This window comes from Microbacterium testaceum, from assembly GCF_029761935.1.
Classification (GTDB): Bacteria; Actinomycetota; Actinomycetes; order Actinomycetales; family Microbacteriaceae; genus Microbacterium; species Microbacterium testaceum_A.
The window spans coordinates 2,356,416-2,376,243 of sequence record NZ_CP121699.1 but is presented as its reverse complement, the minus strand read 5'-3'; the positions used below and the strand labels follow the sequence as shown (position 1 = coordinate 2,376,243).

At 69.6% G+C, this 19,828-nt stretch carries 17 protein-coding genes and 1 tRNA gene; 6 read left to right on the top strand and 12 right to left on the bottom strand.

The annotated features are described in order from the left end of the window. Window positions 1-44 precede the first annotated feature (44 nt). Window positions 45-1,049: a GlxA family transcriptional regulator gene (locus QBE02_RS11520; protein WP_279365832.1), complete on the bottom strand. Its 1,005-nt coding sequence runs from the start codon at window positions 1,047-1,049 to the stop codon at window positions 45-47. Between the two features lie 86 nt (window positions 1,050-1,135). Between QBE02_RS11520 and QBE02_RS11515 the strand changes: the two genes are divergently transcribed. Continuing rightward, the gene (locus tag QBE02_RS11515; protein ID WP_279365831.1) at window positions 1,136-1,432 is read left to right on the top strand and encodes a hypothetical protein; all 297 of its coding nucleotides are present in this window, start codon (window positions 1,136-1,138) and stop codon (window positions 1,430-1,432) included. Here the strand turns inward: QBE02_RS11515 and QBE02_RS11510 are convergent. The 4 genes from QBE02_RS11510 to QBE02_RS11495 form a co-directional block, all read right to left on the bottom strand. Beyond that, the gene (locus QBE02_RS11510; RefSeq protein WP_279365830.1) at window positions 1,369-2,637 is read right to left on the bottom strand and encodes a glycosyltransferase; all 1,269 of its coding nucleotides are present in this window, start codon (window positions 2,635-2,637) and stop codon (window positions 1,369-1,371) included. The two genes, QBE02_RS11515 and QBE02_RS11510, sit on opposite strands and share 64 nt — an antisense overlap. Window positions 2,638-2,640: 3 nt before the next feature. Next, on the bottom strand, window positions 2,641-3,897 hold the full coding sequence (locus QBE02_RS11505) for a glycosyltransferase (RefSeq protein WP_431844561.1): 1,257 nt from the start codon (window positions 3,895-3,897) through the stop codon (window positions 2,641-2,643). 208 nt (window positions 3,898-4,105) lie between these two features. After that, window positions 4,106-6,283, bottom strand: a complete 2,178-nt coding sequence (locus QBE02_RS11500; protein WP_279365829.1) for an ABC transporter ATP-binding protein — start codon at window positions 6,281-6,283, stop codon at window positions 4,106-4,108. Further along, window positions 6,280-8,007, bottom strand: coding sequence for an ABC transporter ATP-binding protein (locus tag QBE02_RS11495; RefSeq protein ID WP_279365828.1), 1,728 nt, complete (start codon window positions 8,005-8,007; stop codon window positions 6,280-6,282). Before QBE02_RS11495 ends, QBE02_RS11500 begins: the two co-directional genes overlap by 4 nt. Before the next feature lie 159 nt (window positions 8,008-8,166). On the opposite strand from QBE02_RS11495, the gene QBE02_RS11490 reads away from it, so the two are divergent. Continuing rightward, window positions 8,167-8,760, top strand: a complete 594-nt coding sequence (locus tag QBE02_RS11490; RefSeq protein ID WP_279365827.1) for a hypothetical protein — start codon at window positions 8,167-8,169, stop codon at window positions 8,758-8,760. Between the two features lie 103 nt (window positions 8,761-8,863). Here QBE02_RS11490 and QBE02_RS11485 read toward each other — a convergent pair whose 3' ends face one another. From QBE02_RS11485 to QBE02_RS11465, 5 genes are all read right to left on the bottom strand, one after another. After that, window positions 8,864-9,301: a heat shock protein transcriptional repressor HspR gene (locus QBE02_RS11485; protein ID WP_279365826.1), complete on the bottom strand. Its 438-nt coding sequence runs from the start codon at window positions 9,299-9,301 to the stop codon at window positions 8,864-8,866. A 92-nt stretch (window positions 9,302-9,393) separates the two neighbouring features. Further along, window positions 9,394-10,374 (bottom strand): DnaJ C-terminal domain-containing protein, encoded by a 981-nt coding sequence (locus QBE02_RS11480; RefSeq protein WP_279365825.1) that lies wholly within the window; start codon window positions 10,372-10,374, stop codon window positions 9,394-9,396. 8 nt (window positions 10,375-10,382) lie between these two features. Next, complete coding sequence (locus QBE02_RS11475; protein WP_279365824.1) at window positions 10,383-11,000, bottom strand: nucleotide exchange factor GrpE; 618 nt, start codon at window positions 10,998-11,000, stop codon at window positions 10,383-10,385. Between the two features lie 9 nt (window positions 11,001-11,009). Then, on the bottom strand, window positions 11,010-12,884 hold the full coding sequence (gene dnaK / locus QBE02_RS11470; protein ID WP_279365823.1) for a molecular chaperone DnaK: 1,875 nt from the start codon (window positions 12,882-12,884) through the stop codon (window positions 11,010-11,012). A 393-nt stretch (window positions 12,885-13,277) separates the two neighbouring features. After that, window positions 13,278-15,032, bottom strand: a complete 1,755-nt coding sequence (locus QBE02_RS11465; RefSeq protein WP_279365822.1) for a DEAD/DEAH box helicase — start codon at window positions 15,030-15,032, stop codon at window positions 13,278-13,280. Between the two features lie 128 nt (window positions 15,033-15,160). Between QBE02_RS11465 and QBE02_RS11460 the strand changes: the two genes are divergently transcribed. Next, window positions 15,161-16,531: an MFS transporter gene (locus QBE02_RS11460; RefSeq protein WP_279367884.1), complete on the top strand. Its 1,371-nt coding sequence runs from the start codon at window positions 15,161-15,163 to the stop codon at window positions 16,529-16,531. An 18-nt stretch (window positions 16,532-16,549) separates the two neighbouring features. Here the strand turns inward: QBE02_RS11460 and QBE02_RS11455 are convergent, their stop codons facing one another. Then, entirely contained in the window at window positions 16,550-17,071 is a 522-nt protein-coding gene (locus tag QBE02_RS11455; protein WP_279365821.1) for a MarR family winged helix-turn-helix transcriptional regulator, read from the bottom strand. A gap of 108 nt (window positions 17,072-17,179) precedes the next feature. Here QBE02_RS11455 and QBE02_RS11450 point away from each other — a divergent pair, with 108 nt between their 5' ends. Continuing rightward, window positions 17,180-17,944 carry a hypothetical protein gene (locus QBE02_RS11450; protein ID WP_279365820.1) on the top strand — a complete coding sequence of 255 codons (765 nt, stop codon included), beginning with the start codon at window positions 17,180-17,182 and terminating at the stop codon, window positions 17,942-17,944. A 58-nt stretch (window positions 17,945-18,002) separates the two neighbouring features. Here QBE02_RS11450 and dcd read toward each other — a convergent pair whose 3' ends face one another. Beyond that, entirely contained in the window at window positions 18,003-18,608 is a 606-nt protein-coding gene (dcd, locus tag QBE02_RS11445; protein ID WP_279365819.1) for a dCTP deaminase, read from the bottom strand. Window positions 18,609-18,870: 262 nt separating this feature from the next. On the opposite strand from dcd, the gene QBE02_RS11440 reads away from it, so the two are divergent. Next, window positions 18,871-18,941: transfer RNA gene (locus QBE02_RS11440), tRNA-Gly, on the top strand. 306 nt (window positions 18,942-19,247) lie between these two features. Continuing rightward, window positions 19,248-19,658, top strand: a complete 411-nt coding sequence (locus tag QBE02_RS11435; RefSeq protein WP_279365818.1) for a hypothetical protein — start codon at window positions 19,248-19,250, stop codon at window positions 19,656-19,658. The last annotated feature ends 170 nt before the right edge of the window (window positions 19,659-19,828 follow it).

Sequence of the window (19,828 nt, the reverse complement as noted above, 5' to 3'; positions counted from 1 at the left end):
GCTCCCCGCGGGAGGGCGGCGCGCGGGCCCGCGCGCGGCGCGACTCAGGCCGGGACGGGCTCGGCGGTCGCCGCCACGACGGAGCCGGATGCCGCCTCCCCCGCGCACGAGAACCGCGCCCGGTAGGCCGTCGGGGTCAGCCCCATCGTGCGGGCGAAGTTCTGTCGCAGCACCGCCGCGGACCCGAACCCGCACTCCGCCGCGATGCGGTCCAGGCCGAGGTCGGTCTCTTCGAGCAGTCGCTGGGCGTGCAGCAGACGTTGGCGCGCGAGCCACGCCGCCGGTGTGGCCCCCAGGTCGGCCTTGAACCGCCGAGCGAAGGTGCGCGGCGACATGTGGGCGCGAGCGGCGAGCCGGTCGACCGAGAGCTCGGCATCCAGGTTCTGCAGCATCCACTCGGTCACCGGGGCGAGCGAGAGCGAGGAGTCGACCGGAATGGGCGAGGCGATGAACTGAGCCTGCCCCCCGTCGCGCTGGGGCGCGACGACCATGCGACGGGCGATGCGGTTGGCGAGCTCGGAGCCGAGCTCCTGGCGCAGCAGGTGCAGGCAGGCGTCGAGCCCGGCCGCCGTCCCGGCACTGGTGATGATGCTGCCCGACTGCACGTAGAGCACGTCGGGGTCGACCTCGATGCGGGGATACATGCGCGCCATGGTGTCGGCGTAGCGCCAGTGGGTCGTCGCGCGTCTTCCGTCCAGAACACCGGATGCCGCGAGCACGAACGACCCGCTGCACACGCTCAACAGCCAGGCGCCGCGCTCGTGCGCCGCACGCACGACCTCGATCACGCGGGGGTCGACGGCATCCCACTGCTCCCGGGGAATGGGCGCGAGCACGAGGATGTCGACATCGGCAGCCGCCTCGAGACCGTGCTCGACGTTGATCGAGAACCCGATGTTCGAGGGGACCACGCCGGGGTCGGGGGCCACGATGCGGAAGTCGAAGTTGGGGATGTCGTCATCGCCGCGGTCGAGGCCGAACGCCTCGCACGCGAGACCGAACTCGAACGGAGCGAACCCCGGCTGGGTGACGACGGCGACCGATCGCATGAAAACCTCCGGTGTGGCAGAAATCGGACGGATGCCGTCCATCATGCCACTCGTGGCCGGATTGCTCCAGTCGTAGCTTTTCGGTCATGGCTTACTTCATCGCTCTCGGCATCCTGGCCGTCGCCGGCATCGTCGGAACGGTGTGGCTCGTCCGCACCGACGGGTACGGCCGGATCCCCACCGACCCGCGCCGCGTCCGCTCCCGCCGGCCGGCCGCACCGCGACCACGACGGCGGGCGGCGCGAGAGACACGCCGTTCCGGGATGCCGACACCCCGGCGCGTCGCCGAAGCCCCCGCCGTCGTTCTCGCGGCGTCGGCTCAGCGCCCCTCAGCGACCGCGCGCGTGTACACGTCGACCATCGCCGCCGTCCGCGAGGACTGACGGAACCGTTCCGCGATCGACGGGTCGGGCACCGCCGGAGTGCCCGCGACGATGTCGGCCGCCGCGGTACGGAGCGCCTCGGCGAGGGCGGGGACCGTGGCATCCGCCACCGCCCACACCCCCGAGCCCAGCTCCGCCGCGATGTCGGGGTCGCTCACCACGGCCGGGGTTCCGAGCGAGGCCGCTTCGAACACGGTCATGCCCTGCGTCTCGAAGCCGATCGAGGTCTGCACCACCGCGTCGGCGTCGGCGAGTCGGCGGAGCGTCTCGGTGTACGGCAGTCGCCCCGCGAAGATGATGGACGCCGCGGGCGACGACCGCTCGACCAGGCGACGCGCGGCACGAAGCTGCGACCCGCCACCGACGATCTCGACCTCGGCCTCGATGCCCGACGCGATGACCGCTTCGAGGAACGGCAGCAGACGCTTCTCGGGACTCATGCGTCCGAGCCAGATGAAACGCGGTCGGCCCGGTCGGCGTTCCGACGCCTCGGCACTCAGGGCGGCGTCGAGCACGTCGTCGTCGATGCCGTTCCAGATCACGTCGACGACCTCGGCGACGCCGTGCGCCTCGAGGCGGCGGGCGAAGTGGCTCGATGGCGCCGTGACCGCCCGCGAGAGTCGGGCCAGCTGACGCAGGAACGCCCACCCGTCGGCCGGTCCGCGCGACGGACCCGTGCCTTCGCGGGCACCCCGGGGTGACGTGCTTGAATCGACTGCTCCCCCGCGAACTCCGGCGCGGTCGGCGGCGCCCCCGGGCAGCACCCGCCGCGCCCAGGCGTTGAGGGCCCGTAGCACGAGACCCGGGAAGGGCGCGGTCGCCTCGATCCCCACGTCGACGCGGTTGTGCATCGTGTGCACGACGGGCAGTCCGTGGCGCGCGGCGTACCGGTGACCGATGAACGCCCCCCAGAAGTCCGCCTGCACGTGCACGACGTCGACGCGAAGTCGCGCACCCATCTCGGCATCCAGGAATCGATCCGTCCGGACGCCCGGCCAGGTGAGGGCGTACTCGCGGTCGGGGGTGATCGCGATCGACGGAAGGTCGAGGTAAGCCGCGTCGCCGGCGCTCTCGCGGTGCGGGCGCGGCGCGACGACCGTGACCACGTGTCCCGCGCGCTCGAGGAAGCGTTTCTGCAAGCGCATGGACACCTGCGCGCCGCCGAGCGACTCGAGGTGCTGGTCGGCGAACATCACGACGTGCACGGGTTACTCCGGCAGCGGCCGACCGCGGTACAGCGCCTCGAAAGTGTCGAGCGTCCGGTTGATGTCGTGCACGGCGACCGCATCGAGCGACGCCTGCTGCATGCGCGTGCGCTCCTCGGGCGCGGCCGTGAGCACGTCGGTCAGGCGCGCGGCGAGCTCGTCGGCGTTGCCCGGCTCGAAGAGGTAGCCGTTCTCGCCCTCGTGAACGAGGTGCGGGAGCGCCACCGCGTTCGCCGCCACGATCGGCAGACCGGATGCCATGGCCTCCATCGTCGCGATCGACTGCAGCTCGGCGATCGAGGCGATGGCGAAGACGCTGGCCCGCGAGTAGAGCGTGCGCAGGTCTTCTTCCGACGCATGGCCGTGGAACGTCACGCGCGAGGAGACACCGAGCTGCTGCGCGAGGGTCTCGAGTTTGGCGCGCTGGTCGCCACCGCCGACGACGTCGAACGTGACGTCGAGGGCGGGGTCGAGCTGCGAAAGGGCCTTCAGCACCACGTCGATGTGCTTCTCGGTCGTGAGACGCCCCACGAACAGGATGCGGTTGGCGTCGCGAGGGGTGAGGTCGGGGCGGTAGTTCGACCGATCGATACCGCACGAGATCGGGATGACCCCCGAGATGTCGATCGTCGACTCGAGGAAGTCCGCGGCCTTGCGCGTGGGCGTCGTGACCGCGCGCGTCATCTTGAACGTGCGCTCGGCGTCGGCCCACGCGAGCTTCACGAAGATGCGGTCGAGGAAGTCGGGGAGCGTGGTGAAGTCGAGGATGTTCTCAGCCATCACGTGGTTGGTCGCGATGACGGGGATGCCGCGCTTACGCGCCTCGCGCGCGAGGCCTCGACCGATGACGATGTGCGACTGGATGTGCACGACGTCGGGCTTGATCTCGTCGAGCAGGATGCGGGCGTAATGCTTCGAACGCCACGGCAGCACGAAGGTGAGCCAGTCGTGCGGGAGGAAGCGGTACGCCGGGAGCCGGTGCATGGTCATCGGCTGATCTTCGATGACCTCGGTCGCCGTGCCGGCGTTGCCGTGGCCCACGCTCGGGGCGGCGACGTGCACGTCGTGGCCGCGAGCGACGAGGCCGGCGGCGAGGCGCTCGGCGAAACGCGCGGCGCCGTTCACGTGGGGGAGGAAGGTGTCGGCGCCGATGAGGATCCGCAGGGGGCGATCGGGGGCCGGCACCGCTTCGAGAGTGGCCGAAGGGTCGGTCGACGCGGCGGGCTCGGACGGATCGGCGGGCGTCGCAGGAGTGGTCACGAGGGGTGAGGCCTATCTATGCGGCGGTCGGTTCGCAGAGGCAGGTGCATGCGCCCGTCCACTGTACCCGAGCGGGTTTCGGGGCTCTGGGGCGCTCCACAGGTGTCGCACTGCCGGCCCGTGCGGAGCCCGGGCCGGCGCCCCCGTGGACCCCGACACGACAAAGCCCGCTCGGCGGGAGACCGAGCGGGCTTCGCGGCGGGGCGCGTTACGGCTGTCCGTCGAGGCGCGCGTCGGGCGCGGGCACGCCCTGCGCGGGGCGCGGCGGCCCGTCGGTGCCGGCCGCAGCGGGGACCTCGGATGCCGCGGCCGCCAGCGCCGACACCACCACGGCGTCGTCGGTGGTCGGGGTGCGCTGCGGGTCGCCGGCCGACGACGTCTCGGCCTCGGTGGCATCGAGGTCGGCGGTCGCCTGCTCGAACTGCGAGCGGTAGAGGCGGTAGTACGCGCCCTCGACCGCGATGAGCTCGTCGTGCGAGCCCTTCTCGACGATGTCGCCGTGCTCCATCACGAGGATGAGGTCGGCGTCGCGGATGGTCGAGAGGCGGTGCGCGATCACGAACGAGGTGCGCCCCTCGCGCAACGCGGCCATGGCCTGCTGGAGCAGCAGCTCGGTGCGCGTGTCGACCGACGACGTGGCTTCGTCGAGGATCAGCACCGAGGGGCGGGCGACGAACGCCCGCGCGATCGTGATGAGCTGCTTCTCTCCTGCGGAGACGTTGGCGGCGTCTTCGTCGAGCACCGTGTCGTACCCCTCGGGGAGGGAGTGCACGAACTGGTCGACGCGCGTGGCGACGGCGGCCTCGACGATCTCTTCGTCGGTGGCGCTTTCGCGCCCGTAGCGGATGTTGTCGCGGATGGATCCGGCGAACAGCCACGGGTCCTGCAGGACCATGCCGGTGCGCGAACGCACGTCGTCGCGACGGAGTTCGGCGATGTCCTGCCCGTCGAGCAGAATGCGCCCGCCGTCGAGTTCGTAGAACCGCATGATCAAGTTGACCAGCGTGGTCTTACCCGCCCCGGTCGGACCCACGATGGCGACCGTCTGACCGGGTTCGACGCGGAACGACAGGTCGGTGATCAGGGGGCGATCGGGCGTGTACGAGAACCGCACGTTCTCGAACTCGATCACTCCCCGGCCGTCGACGTGCGCCGGGGCGTCGGCCGAGTCCGGCTCCTGCTCGTCGGCGTCGAGCAGGGCGAACACGCGCTCGGCCGAGGCGGTGCCCGATTGCACGACCGCGGCCATGCCACCCAGCTGCGACAGCGGCTGGGTGAACTGCTGCGAGTACTGGATGAAGGCCTGCACGTCGCCGAGGCGGATCTGCCCCCCGGCCACCATGAGACCACCGAGAACGGCGATGCCGACGTAGGTGAGGTTTCCGACGAACATCATGCCCGGCATGATCATGCCGGAGAGGAACTGCGCCGTGAAGCTGGCCTGGTACAGCTCTTCGTTCTCGGCCTCGAACTTCTCGCGGGCATCCTTCTCGCGGCCGTAGACCTTGACCAGCGCGTGGCCCGAGAACGACTCCTCGACGCGGGCGTTGAGGCGGCCGACCTTCTTCCACTGCTCGCCGAAGGCCTTCTGCGACTTCGGACCGATGACGCCGAAGATCACCGCCATGAGCGGCAGCGAGACGAGGGCCACGAGAGCGAGCTGCCACGAGATGGTGAACATCATGATGAGCACGCCCACCACGGTGAGCACCGACGTCAGCGCACTCGAAAGGGACTGCTGCATCGTCTGCGTGATGTTGTCGATGTCGTTCGTGACACGCGAGATCAGCTCTCCGCGCTGCACGCGGTCGAAGTACGACAGCGGCAGGCGGTTGATCTTGGCCTCGACGTCTTCGCGCAGGCGCCACATCGTGCGAACCATGATGACGTTGATGACGTACCCCTGGATCCACGACAGCAGCGACGAGCCGACGTAGATCGCGAGCACCGTCACGATCACGACGCGCAGGGCGTCGAAGTCGACCCCCGCACCGACGGAGAAGGTGCTCATCGCTCCGACGATGTTGGCGATGTCGTTCTGCCCGGCGGCCCGCAGGGCGTCGACCACCTCGGTCTGCGAGGTGCCGGCGGGGAACTGCTGCGCGAGTCCCTTCGATACGACGCCCTCGAAGATGATGTTCGTCGCGTCTCCGAGCACGCGCGGGGCGAGCACGGCGAGCACGACGCCGATGGCGCCGAGGATCGACACGAACACGAAAGCGGCAGCGTATGGCCGGAGCAGGCCGATCAGGCGACGGAAGCTCGGGCCGAAGTTCGACGCCTTGCCGGGCGCGACGCTGTCCCAGCTGCCGGAGTTCACCCGCGCCTGCTCGGCGAGCTCGAGCTCTGCGCGTTCTTCTTCGGTGAGGGCGTCCACGGTGCTCATGCCTCGACCCCCAGCTGCGACTCGACGATCTCGCGATAGGTGGCGCTGGTGGCCAGGAGCTCATCGTGCGTACCCAGACCCGCCATCCGACCGTCTTCGAGCACCACGATGCGGTCGGCGCCCGTGATGGTCGACACGCGCTGGGCCACGACGATCTTGGTCACCTCGGGGAGCTCGCGCCACAGAGCTTGTCGCAATCGAGCGTCGGTACTCAGGTCGAGCGCCGAGAACGAGTCGTCGAAGACCAGCACGGCCGGCCGATGGACGATCGCCCGCGCGATGGCGAGGCGTTGGCGCTGGCCGCCCGAGACGTTCGTTCCGCCCTGGGCGATGCGCCCCTCGAGCTTTCCGTCCATCGCTTCGACGAAGTCGCGACCCTGCGCGATCTCGAGGGCATGCCACAGCTCAGCATCGGTGGCCTCTTCGCGGCCGAACCGCAGGTTGGACGCCACCGTGCCGCTGAAAAGGAACGGCCGCTGCGGCACGAGACCGATGCTCTTCCAGAGCACGTCCAGGTCGGCCTCGCGAACGTCGACCCCGCCGACGCGCACGGCTCCCGAGGTCACGTCGAAGAGCCGCGGCAGCAGCGAGACGAGCGTCGTCTTGCCGGCTCCCGTCGACCCCACGATCGCGACGGTCTCACCGGGACGTGCGGCGAAGCTGATTCCGGAGACGACGGGCGACTCGGCGCCCGGGTAGGCGAACGAGACGTCGTCGAACTGCACCGCGCCGGGCTCGGGCAGGCGCTCGACCGGGTTCGCCGGGCGTTCGAGCGTCGACCGGCTGTCGAGGACCTCGCCGATGCGCTCGGCCGAGACGGCGGCGCGCGGGATCATCACCGTCATGAAGCTGGCCATGAGCACGCCGCCCAGGATCTGCGCCACGTACTGGATGAAGGCGAACAGAGTGCCGATCTCGACCCCTCCGGCGTCGACCTGGATGCCACCGAACCAGATGACGCCCACCACCGTGACGTTCAGGACGAGCATCGCGAGGGGGAACAGCAGCACGAAGAGCGAACCGACCTTGCGGCCGACGACGAGGATGTCGGTGTTCGCCTCGCGGAAGCGCTCTTCTTCGATGCGCTCGCGGACGAAGGCGCGCACGACGCGCACGCCGGTGAGCTGCTCGCGCATGACGCGGTTCACGCCGTCGAGCTTGGTCTGGTAGCTGCGGAACAGCGGGACCATCCGCGCGATGATGAGCCCGGCCACGATCACCAGGACGGGCACGGCCACCGCGATGAGCCAGCTGAGCCCGACGTCCTGCTGCAAGGCCATGACGATGCCGCCGATGGCGAGCAGAGGGGCGCTGACCAGCATGGTGGCGCCCATCATCGCGAGCATCTGCACCTGCTGCACGTCGTTGGTGTTGCGGGTGATCAGCGACCCCGCGCCGAACTGCGACAGCTCGCGCTCGGAGAAGCCGCTCACGCGCTCGAACACGTCGAGGCGGATGTCGCGGCCCGCGGCCATCGCGGCCCGGGCGGCGAAGTACGTGGCGATGATCGAGGCCACGATCTGGCCGAGCGAGATGACGAGCATGAGCCCGCCGCGCGACCAGATGAAACCGGTGTCGCCCCGGGCGACGCCGAGGTTGATGATGTCGGCGTTCAGTCGCGGCAGGTACAGCGTCGCAACCGCGGACGCGGCCTGGAAGAGGAGGATGGCGACCAGCAGCCAGCGATAGCGCGAGAGATAGCGGATGAGGAGTTTGCCGAGCACGAGGCCCTCCGAGAGATCGACGCGGTCGCGATGACCGCGGAGTCCAGCCTGGCACTGACCTCTGACATCGGCGACCCCTCCCCGCGTGGGAGCGTTCTCTCGTCGCGAACGCGGGTCATCGGCATCCCCCTCTCAGGAGCCGGATCGTAGGCTGAGCGCATGTCTCGACTGCAGGCCGACGCTCCCGCCGACCTCTGGGTGCCCGTGACCGGCTCCCTCGGATTTCGCGGCCGACGCCACCGCAAGGCGGCGATCGGCATGCTGCTGAGCCAGGCCAATCAGGCCGCGGGCGCTGCTCCGCGCCCGGGCGGTGGAGCCTTCGCGTGGATCCTCAGCCAGGCGGCGCCCCTGCTCATGCGCCGCGCCGGCGGGCGCGTGCTCGTGTGGGTCTGGAAGAGCGACCCCGAACTGCTCGTCGTCATGGCGCAGCTGCAGGAGGCCACACCGCAGCTGCGCACGGCCCGGGCGATGATGCCGATGCAGTACGACGACACCGAGTCGTTCCGCAATCCGCACCTCGGCGTCGGCGAGAAGCTCGCGATGCCCCTGCCGAACGACCCCAAGACGCCTCCGTTCGCCACGTACACGTGGGACACCGGCTCGCACTTCGTGACCGTCACGGCGGTGTGCTCGGACCGCCAGCGTTTCGGCACGGTGATCGACGAGGTGGATGCCGTGGCGCGCACGATCCGAGTCATCGACGACCTGCAGGTCGGCGAGGCGCCGACCGTGTTGCGGATCGACCCGGCCTGAGCCGGGAGCAGCTGAGCCCGTCGAAGCCCGCGGCATCCCGGCCCGTTTCGCCACGCCCAGGAACCTCGCGCAGCGCACAGACCTCGCGCAGCGCGGGGCGGCGTCAGTCGGCGTGCATGTCGCGCGGACGCCACAGCACGATGTCGGTGGCTCGGCGCACGCGCGCTCCGTGGCGCAGCGTGACGACCGAACCGGTGGCCCCGGCCGCGAAGACGCGGGCACCGGGGCGCGACTGCCGCTCGATCGTGAGCTGACGCTCGAGGTCGTTCACGCGACGCGCGAGCTCGTGGACGCGCTCCTCGAGCGCGAGGAGGCGCGCGATGGCCGGCAGGCTCATCCCCTCGCCCGACAGGCGCGCGACCTCGCGCAACTGCTGGACGTGACGGCTCGAGTACCGCCGCGACCCGCCCTGAGTCCGCGCGGGCACGACGAGGCCGAGCCGGTCGTACTGCCGCAGCGTCTGCGGGTGCATGTTCGACAGCTCGGCGGCTGCGGCGATGGCGAAGATCGGGGCGTCTTCGTCGATCTCTCTCTCGGACACGTCTTCACCTCTTTCGTCGTGCCGGATGCGGGTGCCGGGTTCTCGGCATCCTGTCGTATCGGATGCCGAGAACCTCGGCGACGCGCGTGTGTCTATCGCGCCTTGGCCATGAGGTCGGCGCGGGGATTCTCTTTCGGCTCCAGTTCGTGGAACCGCTCGAGGGCCTCGCGCGCGGCGTCGTCGAGATGCGTGGGCACCGCGACCTGGACCTCGGCGAGCAGGTCGCCGGTGCCCTTGGTGGTCGAGATCCCGCGACCCTTGACGCGCAACACGCGTCCCGAGGGTGTGCCGGGAGCCACGCGCAAGCGCACGGGGTCGCCGCCGAGCGTCGGAACCTCGATCGTCGCACCGAGAGCGGCCTCGGTGAAGGTGACCGGCACGGTGATGCGCAGGTTGAGTCCGTCGCGCGTGAAGACCGGGTGGGGCCGCACGGCGACGGTCACGACGATGTCGCCGCTTTCGCCACCGTCGGGGGACTTGCGTCCGCGCCCGCGCAGCCGGATCTTCTGCCCGTCGGACACGCCGGCGGGGATCTTCACCTTGAACGGCACGTTGTCCTCGCCCGCGAGGGTGATGGTCTCACCCTTGGCCGCGGTGACGAAGTCGAGCGTCGTGCGGGCCGAGACGTCAGCGCCCTTCTGCGGGCCGCCGAAGCCGCGGAACCCTCCCGTCGTCTGACCGAACCGGCCGGAGCCGAAGCCGCCGCCCTGCTGATCGAACATCGTGAAGAAGTCGTCGAAGCCGCCCGACGGTGCCTGCCGCCCCTGACCGAACCGGCTGAAGACGTCGTCGAAGCCACCGCCCGCTCCGGCCCCGGGAGCCGAGAAGCGCGCCCCCGAGCCCATGGCCCGGATCTGGTCGTACTCCTCGCGCTGCTCGGGGTCGTTGAGCACCGAGTAGGCCTCGCTGATCTCCTTGAAGGTCGCTTCGGCCTTCGCGTCTCCCGGGTTCGAGTCGGGGTGGTACTGGCGCGCGAGCTTGCGGTACGTCTTCTTCAGATCGGCAGCGCTGACGCTCTTGTCGACACCGAGGACTTTGTAGAAGTCCTTGTCGAACCAGTCCTGACTCGCCATGGGTCCTCCTATTCGGCCGGCACGGCGACGACGACCTTGGCCGGTCGCAGTTCGACCGAACCGAGGCGGTAGCCGACCTCGACGACCTCGAGGATCGTGGTCTCGGTCACGCCGGGGGTGGGGGCCTGGAAGATCGCCTCGTGCTGCTGCGGGTCGAACACGTCGCCCACGGCGCCGTACGACACCACACCGAGGCGCTCGGCCACGGCGCGCACCTTGTCGCCGATCGCCGAGAGCGGGGTGCCCTCGACGAGGTCGCCGTGCTTGGCGGCGCGGTCGAGGTCGTCCATGACGGGCAGGAGGCCCTTCACGGCCTCGCCCTTGGCGCGCTCGATCTCGCGCTCGCGCTGCTCCTCGGTGCGCCGACGGTAGTTGGCGTACTCGGCCTGCAGGCGCTTGAGGTCGATCAGCAGCGAGGCCTCCTTGTCGGATGATGCCCCCTCTGCGGCGGCCTCGGGCGTCTGCTCGGCGCCGAGGATGTCGTCGATGGTCAGACCATCGGCATCCGTCCCTTCGGTCTGAGGCTGGTCGCCCGACGGCGCGGGGCCGGAGGTGTTCTCCTCCGGCCCCGTCTCGTCAGGACCGGCGCCCGAGCCCGTGGGCTGTTCGTCGTCCTTGTGTGCCATGTTCTCTGCTTACTTCTTGTTCTCGTCGGTCGGCTCGTCGTCGACGACCTCGGCGTCGATGACGTCTTCCTCGGGGTTCGGCGTCTCGCCGTTGCCCGGCTGACCCACGTTCGGGTCGGCGGGCTCGCCCGCGGCCTGCGACGAGGCGTAGATGGCTTCGCCGAGCTTGCCCTGGCTGGCGTTCAGCTTGTCGAACGCGGTCTTGACCGCGTCGTCGTCGTCACCGGCGAGAGCCGTCTTGAGCGCGTCGACGTCGCCCTGCACCTCGGTCTTGACCTCGGCGGGGAGCTTGTCGTCGTTCTCCTTGATGAGCTTGTCGATCGAGTACGACAGGGTCTCGGCCTGGTTGCGGGTCTCGGCGGACTCGCGGCGCTTCTTGTCGTCGGCCGCGTTCTCTTCGGCCTCGCGCACCATGCGCTCGATGTCTTCCTTCGGGAGCGACGAGCCGCCCGTGATGGTCATCGACTGCTCCTTGCCGGTGCCCTTGTCCTTCGCGGACACGTGCACGATGCCGTTCGCGTCGATGTCGAAGGTGACCTCGACCTGCGGGATGCCACGGGGAGCCGGGGCGATACCGGTGAGCTCGAAGGTGCCCAGCGGCTTGTTGTCGCGGGTGAATTCGCGCTCGCCCTGGAAGACCTGGATCGCGACCGACGGCTGGTTGTCGTCGGCGGTGGTGAAGGTCTCGCTTCGCTTGGTGGGGATCGCCGTGTTGCGCTCGATGAGCTTGGTCATGATGCCGCCCTTGGTCTCGATGCCGAGGCTCAGGGGGGTGACGTCGATGAGCAGCACGTCCTTGCGCTCGCCCTTGAGGACACCGGCCTGCAGGGCTGCGCCCACGGCCACGACCTCGTCGGGGTTCACGCCCTTGTTGGCATCCTTACCCGTCTCCTTCTTGACGAGCTCGGCGACCGCGGGCATGCGGGTCGAGCCGCCGACGAGCACCACGTGGGCGATGTCGTCGACCTTGACGCCGGCCTCACGGATGACGTCGGAGAAGGGCTTGCGGGTGCGGTCGAGGAGGTCCTTGGTGAGGTCCTCGAACTTCGCGCGGGTGAGGTTCTCGCTCAGCGAGACGGGGCCCGAGTCGGTCAGCGACAGGTAGGGCAGGTTGATCGAGGTCGAGGTCGAGCTCGACAGCTCCTTCTTGGCCTGCTCGGCCGCTTCCTTCAGGCGCTGCAGAGCGATCTTGTCGCCCGAGACGTCGACACCGGTGGTGTCCTTGAACTGCTTGATGAGGTAGTCGACGACGCGCTGGTCCCAGTCGTCACCGCCGAGGCGGTTGTCACCGGAGGTGGCGCGCACCTGGATGGTCGAGAAGTCGTCGTCCTTGCCCACTTCGAGCAGCGAGACGTCGAACGTTCCGCCACCGAGGTCGAAGACCAGGATGAGCTCGTCTTCCTTGCCCTTGTCGAGGCCGTACGCGAGGGCCGCGGCGGTGGGCTCGTTGATGATGCGCAGGACGTTGAGGCCCGCGATCTCACCGGCCTCCTTGGTGGCCTGACGCTCGGCGTCGTTGAAGTATGCGGGCACCGTGATGACGGCATCCGTCACGCTGTCGCCCAGGTACTCCTCAGCGTCGCGCTTGAGCTTCTGCAGGATGCGGGCCGAGATCTCCTGCGGCGTCCACTTCTTGCCGTCGACGTCGAACGTCCAGGTCGTGCCCATGTGGCGCTTGACGCTGGAGATGGTGCGGTCGACGTTGGTGACGGCCTGGCGCTTGGCGGTCTCGCCGACGAGCACCTCGCCGTCCTTCGTGTAGGCGACGACCGAGGGGGTCGTACGGAAACCCTCGGCGTTGGCGATGACCTTGGGCTCGCCACCCTCGAGCACGCTCACGACGGAGTTGGTCGTACCGAGGTCGATTCCCACTGCACGGGGCATATGTGTCTCCTTGCTTGTGAGCGCGGCCGTTGCCGCACTCGGGGTTCTGGTGAAAGTCTCTGCGCGGGTTGAGCCGCGATGACTCAAGGTTATCGGAGCCCGTTCGCGAGGTCAAGGCGACTTGATATGAATTGGCTCAACTTCCGGACGCCACCTAACTCGGTCGCCCCGAGCGCCCACCCCCGCGCGGCCCCGGGCTCTTCTGCGCAGCGCGGTGTCACGGCATCCCTCCACCCATGTCCCCATCTGCGCAGACCATGTCCCAAAAAGGGCTGCCTGAACGCACCCCAGGCAACCAAAAGTGGGACATGGTGCGCGCGATTGCGCTCCCACGACGCACGACGCCCCCGCACCCTCAACGGGGTACGGGGGCGCCGAACGGATGCCGTGGACTCAGTCGCGGTCGCGATCGCGGCGCTGCGGCCGGTCGCTGCGCTTGGCCGAACGGCCGCCCTGGTCGAGGCGCAGGTCGATCAGCTGGCCCGAGATGCGGGTGTCGGCGAGGCGGTCGATCGTGTCGTTCGACAGGTCGACGGGCAGCTCGACGAGGGAGAAGTCCTGACGGATCTGGATCGCACCGAAGTCGTTGCGGCGCAGACCACCCTCGTTCGCGAGGGCGCCGACGATCTGACGAGGCTCGACGCGCTGACGACGACCCACCGCGATGCGGTACGTCGCGAAGCGACCCGAGGAGTCGCGACGCGGACCGCCGTCGCGGGATCCTCCCTCGCGAGAACCGGAGTCGCGCGCGGGGCGGTCGTTGTCGAACCGCTGCTGGCGGAAGGCCTCGGCCTCGAGCAGCAGCGGGGTGTCGCCCTGGGCGACCACGGCGAGGGCCGCGGCTACGTCAGCCTCGGGCACGTCGTGGTGCGCCACGTAGTGAGCGACCACGTCGCGGAACGTCGCGATCGCGGCGGTGTCCTCGAGGGCCGTGGTGATGGCGTCGTCGAAGCGGGTGAGGCGCGTGGCGTTGACGTCGTCGACGCTCGGCAGCGACATCTCGGTCAGCGGCTGGCGCGTGGCCTTCTCGATCGCGGTGAGCATGCGACGCTCGCGCGGGGTGACGAAGCTGATCGCATCTCCCGTGCGCCCGGCGCGGCCCGTGCGGCCGATGCGGTGCACGTACGACTCGGTGTCGATGGGCAGGTCGTAGTTGACCACGTGGCTGATGCGGTCGACGTCGAGACCGCGCGCTGCCACGTCGGTGGCGACGAGGATGTCGAGCTTGCCGCTCTTGAGCTGGTTGACCGTGCGCTCGCGCTGCACCTGAGCCACGTCGCCGTTGATCGCGGCGGCCGTGTAACCGCGGGCGCGCAGCTTCTCGGCGACCGTCTCGGTCTCGTTCTTGGTGCGGGTGAAGACGATCATGCCCTCGAAGTTCTCGACCTCGAGGATGCGCGTGAGGGCGTCGATCTTCTGCTGGTACGACACGATCAGGTAGCGCTGGGTGATGTTCGTCGAGGTCGCGGTCTTGGTCTTGACCGTGATCTCTTCGGGATCGTTGAGGTACTGCGCCGAGATGCGACGGATCTGCGCGGGCATGGTCGCCGAGAACAGCGCGACCTGCTTGGTCGAGGGGGTGTCGGCGAGGATCGTCTCGACGTCTTCGGCGAAGCCCATCTTGAGCATCTCGTCGGCCTCGTCGAGCACGAGGTACTTCAGCTCGCTCAGGTCGAGGGTGCCCTTGTCGAGGTGGTCCATGATGCGGCCGGGGGTGCCCACGACGATGTCGACGCCGCGGCGCAGGGCCGACAGCTGCTGGCCGTAGCCCTGGCCGCCGTAGACGGGGAGCACCGAGACGCCCTTGATGTGCGCGGCGTACTTCTCGAACGCCTCGCACACCTGCAGCGCGAGCTCGCGGGTGGGCGCGAGCACGAGGGCCTGCGGGTTCTTGTGGCCGGTCTCCATCTGCGACAGCACCGGCAGCGCGAAGGCGGCGGTCTTGCCGGTTCCGGTCTGGGCGAGGCCGACGACGTCGCGGCCCTGCAGCAGCACGGGAATCGTGGCCGCCTGGATCGCGGACGGGGTCTCGTAGCCCACGTCTTTCAGGGCCTTGAGCACAGCGGCATCCAGTCCCAGATCGGCGAAGGTGAGCTTCTCGGGAGTGGTCTCGGCTTCAGCGGAGTCGACGGGGGTTTCGGATGCCATGACTCCACGGTAGTCTCCTCCGCGCTCTCGCGCGGGCCGGGGTCTAACCTGAACCCGCGCGCCGACGACGGCGCGGCTGCCTCCCCGGCCGTACCGGGCGTTCACCGAAGGACCCTAGCGTGACCGACATGTCCTCCCCCGGCACCACCGCAGCCCCCGCCACCGACCGCCGACCGGTGATCGCCTGGGCCCTCTGGGACTGGGGGTCGGCGGCGTTCAACGCGGTCGTGACGACCTTCGTCTTCAGCACTTACCTGGCCAGCCAACTCTTCGTCGACCCGACGATCGTGGCCGCCGCGAACGGGAACGACAAGGACCCGGCCCTCGTGCGCGCCCTCGCCGACAACGCGAGCCTGGTGGGTGTCGCGCTGATGATCGCGGGGATCGTGGTGGCCCTGGTCGCCCCGGTGCTCGGCCAGCGCTCCGATGGAACCGGCCGCCGCAAGCTCTGGCTCGGCATCAACACCGGTCTCGTCGTGCTGGCCATGGCGGCGATGGTGTTCGTCGAGGGCACCCCCGGGTTCCTCGTGCTGGGCGCGACCCTGATCGCGGTCGGAAACGTCTTCTTCGAGTTCGCGAGCGTCAACTACTACGCGATGCTGACGCAGGTCTCCACCCGCGAGAACATCGGCCGCGTCTCGGGCTTCGGCTGGGGAATGGGCTACGTCGGCGGCATCGTGCTGCTTCTTCTGCTGCTGGTGCTCTTCATCCAGAGCTTCGGAGATCCGGATGCCGGTGGGCTCCTCGCCGTGACCAAGGAGGGTGGATGGAACATCCGCCTCGCCGTCTTGGCATCCGCCCTCTGGTTCGGTGCGTTCGCGATCCCGGTGCTGCTGCGCGTTCCGGAGATCCCCGCCCGCAGCCGCCAGGTGCGGGTCGGTTTCTTCCGCTCCTACGTGGTGTTGTGGGGCACGCTGCGTTCGCTCTGGCGCGACAGCCGGGAGGTACTGCTCTTCCTCGTGGCCAGCGCCGTCTTCCGCGACGGGCTCGCCGGCGTCTTCACCTTCGGCGCGATCATCGCCGCACAGGTGTTCGGCTTCAGCTCGACGCAGGTCCTGTACTTCGCGGTGGCGGCGAACGTGGTGGCGGGGGTGAGCACGTTCGTCGCGGGCCGCTTCGACGATCGGTTCGGCCCGAAGCGCGTCATCGTCATCTCACTGATCGGACTCATCGTGCTCGGCGGGGCCGTCCTCTTCATCGGGACGTCGCAGGCCGCCTTCTGGATCACCGGCCTCGGCCTGTGCGCCTTCGTCGGCCCTGTCCAGTCGGCGAGCCGGTCCTTCCTCGCCCGCGTCGCTCCTGAGGGGCGCGAGGGTGAGATCTTCGGTCTCTACGCCACGACGGGTCGCGCCGTGTCGTTCCTCGCTCCCGGGCTGTTCGCCCTGTTCGTGGGCATCACGGGCGACACGCGTCTCGGCATCCTGGGCATCGTGCTGATCCTCGGCGCGGGGCTGCTGCTGCTCATCCCGGTGAAGGCGAAGCCGGCCGTCATCGTCTGATCCGCCGGGAGAGGGACGTCAGTCGCGCGGCCAGGAGTCGGCGAATTTCGCCAGCAGACGCGCGAACTCCACCCGCTCGGCGTCGGTGAAGGACTCGAGCGCGGAGCGCACGGCATCCCTTCGACGTCCGCGGAATCCCGATACGAGCCCCTCGCCCTCGGGCGTGAGCCGCACACGCGTGCGGCGGGCGTCGTCGGGGTCGGGCTCGCGCACGACCAGTCCCATCTGCGCCGCCTGCTGCACGAGTCGCGATGCGCGGGGTTGATCGACGCCCACGGCTTCGCCGATCTCGCTGACGGACAGCGACCCGGATGCCGCGATCAACGCGTCGAGCATGCGCAGCCGCGCGGGGCCGCCGAAGCGCCCGTGCGCGGGATCGGCGACCCAGGGCGGAGCGCCCCGCCCCCACGGCCCCCCGTGCCCGCCGCCGTGTTCACCGTGCGGGTGGCGGTGGCCGTCACCCGCGAAGGGCGGCCGCGGTCGTCGTCCACGCAGGCGCCCGAGGGCGGCGGCGATCTCGTCGGCGGGGTCGGTGGACATGGGGAGATTTTACATGTCGCTTGACAAGCATCAGGAATGCATGTCACAGTACATTCGTTGTCACATGACATGCAATGGCGGATCGACCGCCGACGAAAGGACCCCTCCATGAACACCCCCACACCCTCAGATTCCCGCAGCCTCGCCCACCGCCTCACGACGGTCGGCCACGCGCTGCACCACCGCCTGTTCGCGCAGCTACGCGACAGCGACCTGCACCCGAAGACCGTGATGGTCCTCTCCGTGATCGACGGGCGCCTCGACGCCCCGTGGATCAGCGACCGCATCGCCCGCGGCGGAAAGCGCATCAGCGCCCTCGCCGACCGGGGATGGATCGCCCCCGCCGGCGACGGCTGGACGCTCACCGACGAGGGTCGTCAGATCCTCGATCGAGTGGATGCCGATCGCCAGGCGCTTCTCTCCCAGGTCCCGGCCGACGAGATCGAGCGCCTCAACGCCGCTCTCGACGCGATCTCCGCCACCCTCGGGCTCGACGAGGACGCCGAGACGGCAGGCCCGCGGGGACCCCGCGGATTCGGCTTCGGTCACGGCCCGTTCGGCCCCGGCTCGGGCCGCGGATTCGGCCCCGGCATGCGCGGCGGCCCCCGCTTCGGCGGCGGCGAGCGCGATCACCGACGCGGTGACGGCGGCAACGCCCACCACGGCTTCGGACCCCGGCACGGCGGACACACCGACGGGCACCGACCCGACGGCGACCACGCAGCCGCGGACGGCTCCGGCGCGCACGGCGAGCACCGCCACGGCAACCCCGGCCACCGGCACGAGCGCGGACACCGCGCAGCGGAGCGCGCCTACGAGCGCGGTTTCGACGCCGGATTCATCCGTGGGCGCGAGTCCGCGGCATCCGAGTGATCATCGAGAACACGACGCGGCGGGACCTCCCTCGGGAGCCCGCCGCGTCGTCGTTTCGTCAGCGTCCCGCGGACCCCGCGTCGGTCGAACCGACGTCGGTGCGGTGGAAGTTCAGCGCCGACCGCGAGGCCGTCGGTCCGCGCTGCCCCTGGTAGCGGTTGCCGTAGGGGCCGGAGCCGTAGGGGTTCTCGGCCGGCGAGGTGAGCCGGAAGTAGCAGACCTGCCCGATCTTCATGCCGGGCCACAGCTTGATCGGCAGCGTCGCGACGTTCGACAGCTCCAGGGTGACGTGGCCCGAGAAGCCCGGGTCGATGAAGCCCGCGGTGGAGTGCGTGAGCAGCCCCAGGCGCCCGAGCGACGACTTGCCCTCGAGCCGTGCGGCGACGTCGTCGGGCAGGCTCACGCGCTCGAACGTCGATCCGAGCGCGAACTCCCCCGGGTGAAGGATGAACGGCTCGTCGGGCTCCACTTCGATGAGGCGGGTGAGCTCGGGCTGATCCTCGGCCGGGTCGATGAAGGGGTACTTGTGGTTGTCGAACAACCGGAAGTACCGGTCCAGACGCACGTCGACGCTCGAGGGCTGGATCATGGCCGGGTCGAAGGGCTCGAGGCCGAGGCGCTTCGCGTCGAGTTCGGCCCGGATGTCGCGATCGGAGAGCAGCACGGCCCCAGCCTAGAGGCGGGGCCCGCGCCCGTGCTGCCTGTGTCACCCTGTTTGCCCGGGTGGGCCGCGTCGAGGTGACCGGGTTCGCCGCGCGCATGGTGCGCGAGGACGTATCCGTTCGCCGAGAACGCACGCTGTCGCACGCACAGGAACGCGCACTCGACGAACGGATGCGGTTTCGCCGGCGGATGCGATCTCGGGGCGGATGCCGAGGGATGCCGCGCGGACGCTGTTATGCTGGCCGGGTCGCCGCAAGGCGCACGGGGCTGTAGTTCAATGGCAGAACTTCTGCTTCCCAAGCAGATAGCGCGGGTTCGATTCCCGTCAGCCCCTCAAAGGTCCGGTTCATCGCCTTGGCGATGGAACGGACCTTTTGTGTGGGTGCCGTAGGAACCGAACCCGCAGCGGGTGGGCCCACGCCGCCAGAGGCTCCGCGCGCTGCGCAGCGGCGCGTGGAGAGGCGGTGGGGACGATTCCCGTCAGCCCCTCAAAGCCCTCACGGGTGGCCATCGGCCGCCCGGGAGGGCTTTCGTGTTGCCGTGAAGCGAACCCTCGGGTAGTCCGGCGCCGCCGCACGTCAACCCCTCCCCGCCCCGTCGCCGCGACCCGCCAGGGTGGGGACCGACGAAGGGGGACGTCATGACGGAGATCTCGGAAGATCGAACGGATGCCGCGGGGATCGAGAGGCCGGGTCTGCCGTTCTGGGTGAAGGCGCTCGGGTGGCTGCAGGTCGTCGCGATCGCGCTCATCGTGGTGGCCTTCATCGCTCTGCAGGTCGTGCAGGCGCAGTCCACCGGTGTGAACTACACCGCTGCGGCGCTGGCGATCATCTTCGCCCTTCCTCTGCTGGTCGTGTGGCAGCAGCCCGTCGTCGCGGCCGTGGTCGCGATCGTGCTCATCATCGGAGCGGCACTCGGTGTTCGCTTCCGCCGCGGTCGGATGAGCGTGGGTGAGGCGATCTGGGGCTACACGTTGCTGGCGTGGACGCTGTTCTGGGTCGCGATGTGCGTTGTGGGCGCCGCCAGGATCTTCGGCAGCGTGATGGGCTGAGACCCGAGGCGGTGGCATCCGGTCGGGGATTCTCCACAGGGCGAAGCGCCGACGCCGGCCCGCCACTCCGCGAAATTACGCGCGTGTAGTTTCGAACACGTTAACGAATCCGGGGCTTATCCACACTTGTTTGCACAGGCGGTGCCGGTTTCCACACACACTTTCCACAA

Excerpts from the sequence above, each read along its gene's own strand:
- QBE02_RS11455 (WP_279365821.1), bottom strand. The coding sequence starts at position 17,071 with ATGTCCACCGACCCCGCCGACGAGATCGCCGCCGCCCTCGGGCGCCTG.
- QBE02_RS11460 (WP_279367884.1), top strand. The coding sequence starts at position 15,161 with ATGTCCTCCCCCGGCACCACCGCAGCCCCCGCCACCGACCGCCGACCG.
- QBE02_RS11520 (WP_279365832.1), bottom strand. The coding sequence starts at position 1,049 with ATGCGATCGGTCGCCGTCGTCACCCAGCCGGGGTTCGCTCCGTTCGAG.
- QBE02_RS11515 (WP_279365831.1), top strand. The coding sequence starts at position 1,136 with ATGGCTTACTTCATCGCTCTCGGCATCCTGGCCGTCGCCGGCATCGTC.
- QBE02_RS11435 (WP_279365818.1), top strand. The coding sequence starts at position 19,248 with ATGACGGAGATCTCGGAAGATCGAACGGATGCCGCGGGGATCGAGAGG.
- QBE02_RS11500 (WP_279365829.1), bottom strand. The coding sequence starts at position 6,283 with ATGAGCACCGTGGACGCCCTCACCGAAGAAGAACGCGCAGAGCTCGAG.
- QBE02_RS11480 (WP_279365825.1), bottom strand. The coding sequence starts at position 10,374 with ATGGCGAGTCAGGACTGGTTCGACAAGGACTTCTACAAAGTCCTCGGT.
- QBE02_RS11490 (WP_279365827.1), top strand. The coding sequence starts at position 8,167 with ATGTCTCGACTGCAGGCCGACGCTCCCGCCGACCTCTGGGTGCCCGTG.
- QBE02_RS11475 (WP_279365824.1), bottom strand. The coding sequence starts at position 11,000 with ATGGCACACAAGGACGACGAACAGCCCACGGGCTCGGGCGCCGGTCCT.
- dnaK (WP_279365823.1), bottom strand. The coding sequence starts at position 12,884 with ATGCCCCGTGCAGTGGGAATCGACCTCGGTACGACCAACTCCGTCGTG.
- QBE02_RS11465 (WP_279365822.1), bottom strand. The coding sequence starts at position 15,032 with ATGGCATCCGAAACCCCCGTCGACTCCGCTGAAGCCGAGACCACTCCC.
- QBE02_RS11450 (WP_279365820.1), top strand. The coding sequence starts at position 17,180 with ATGAACACCCCCACACCCTCAGATTCCCGCAGCCTCGCCCACCGCCTC.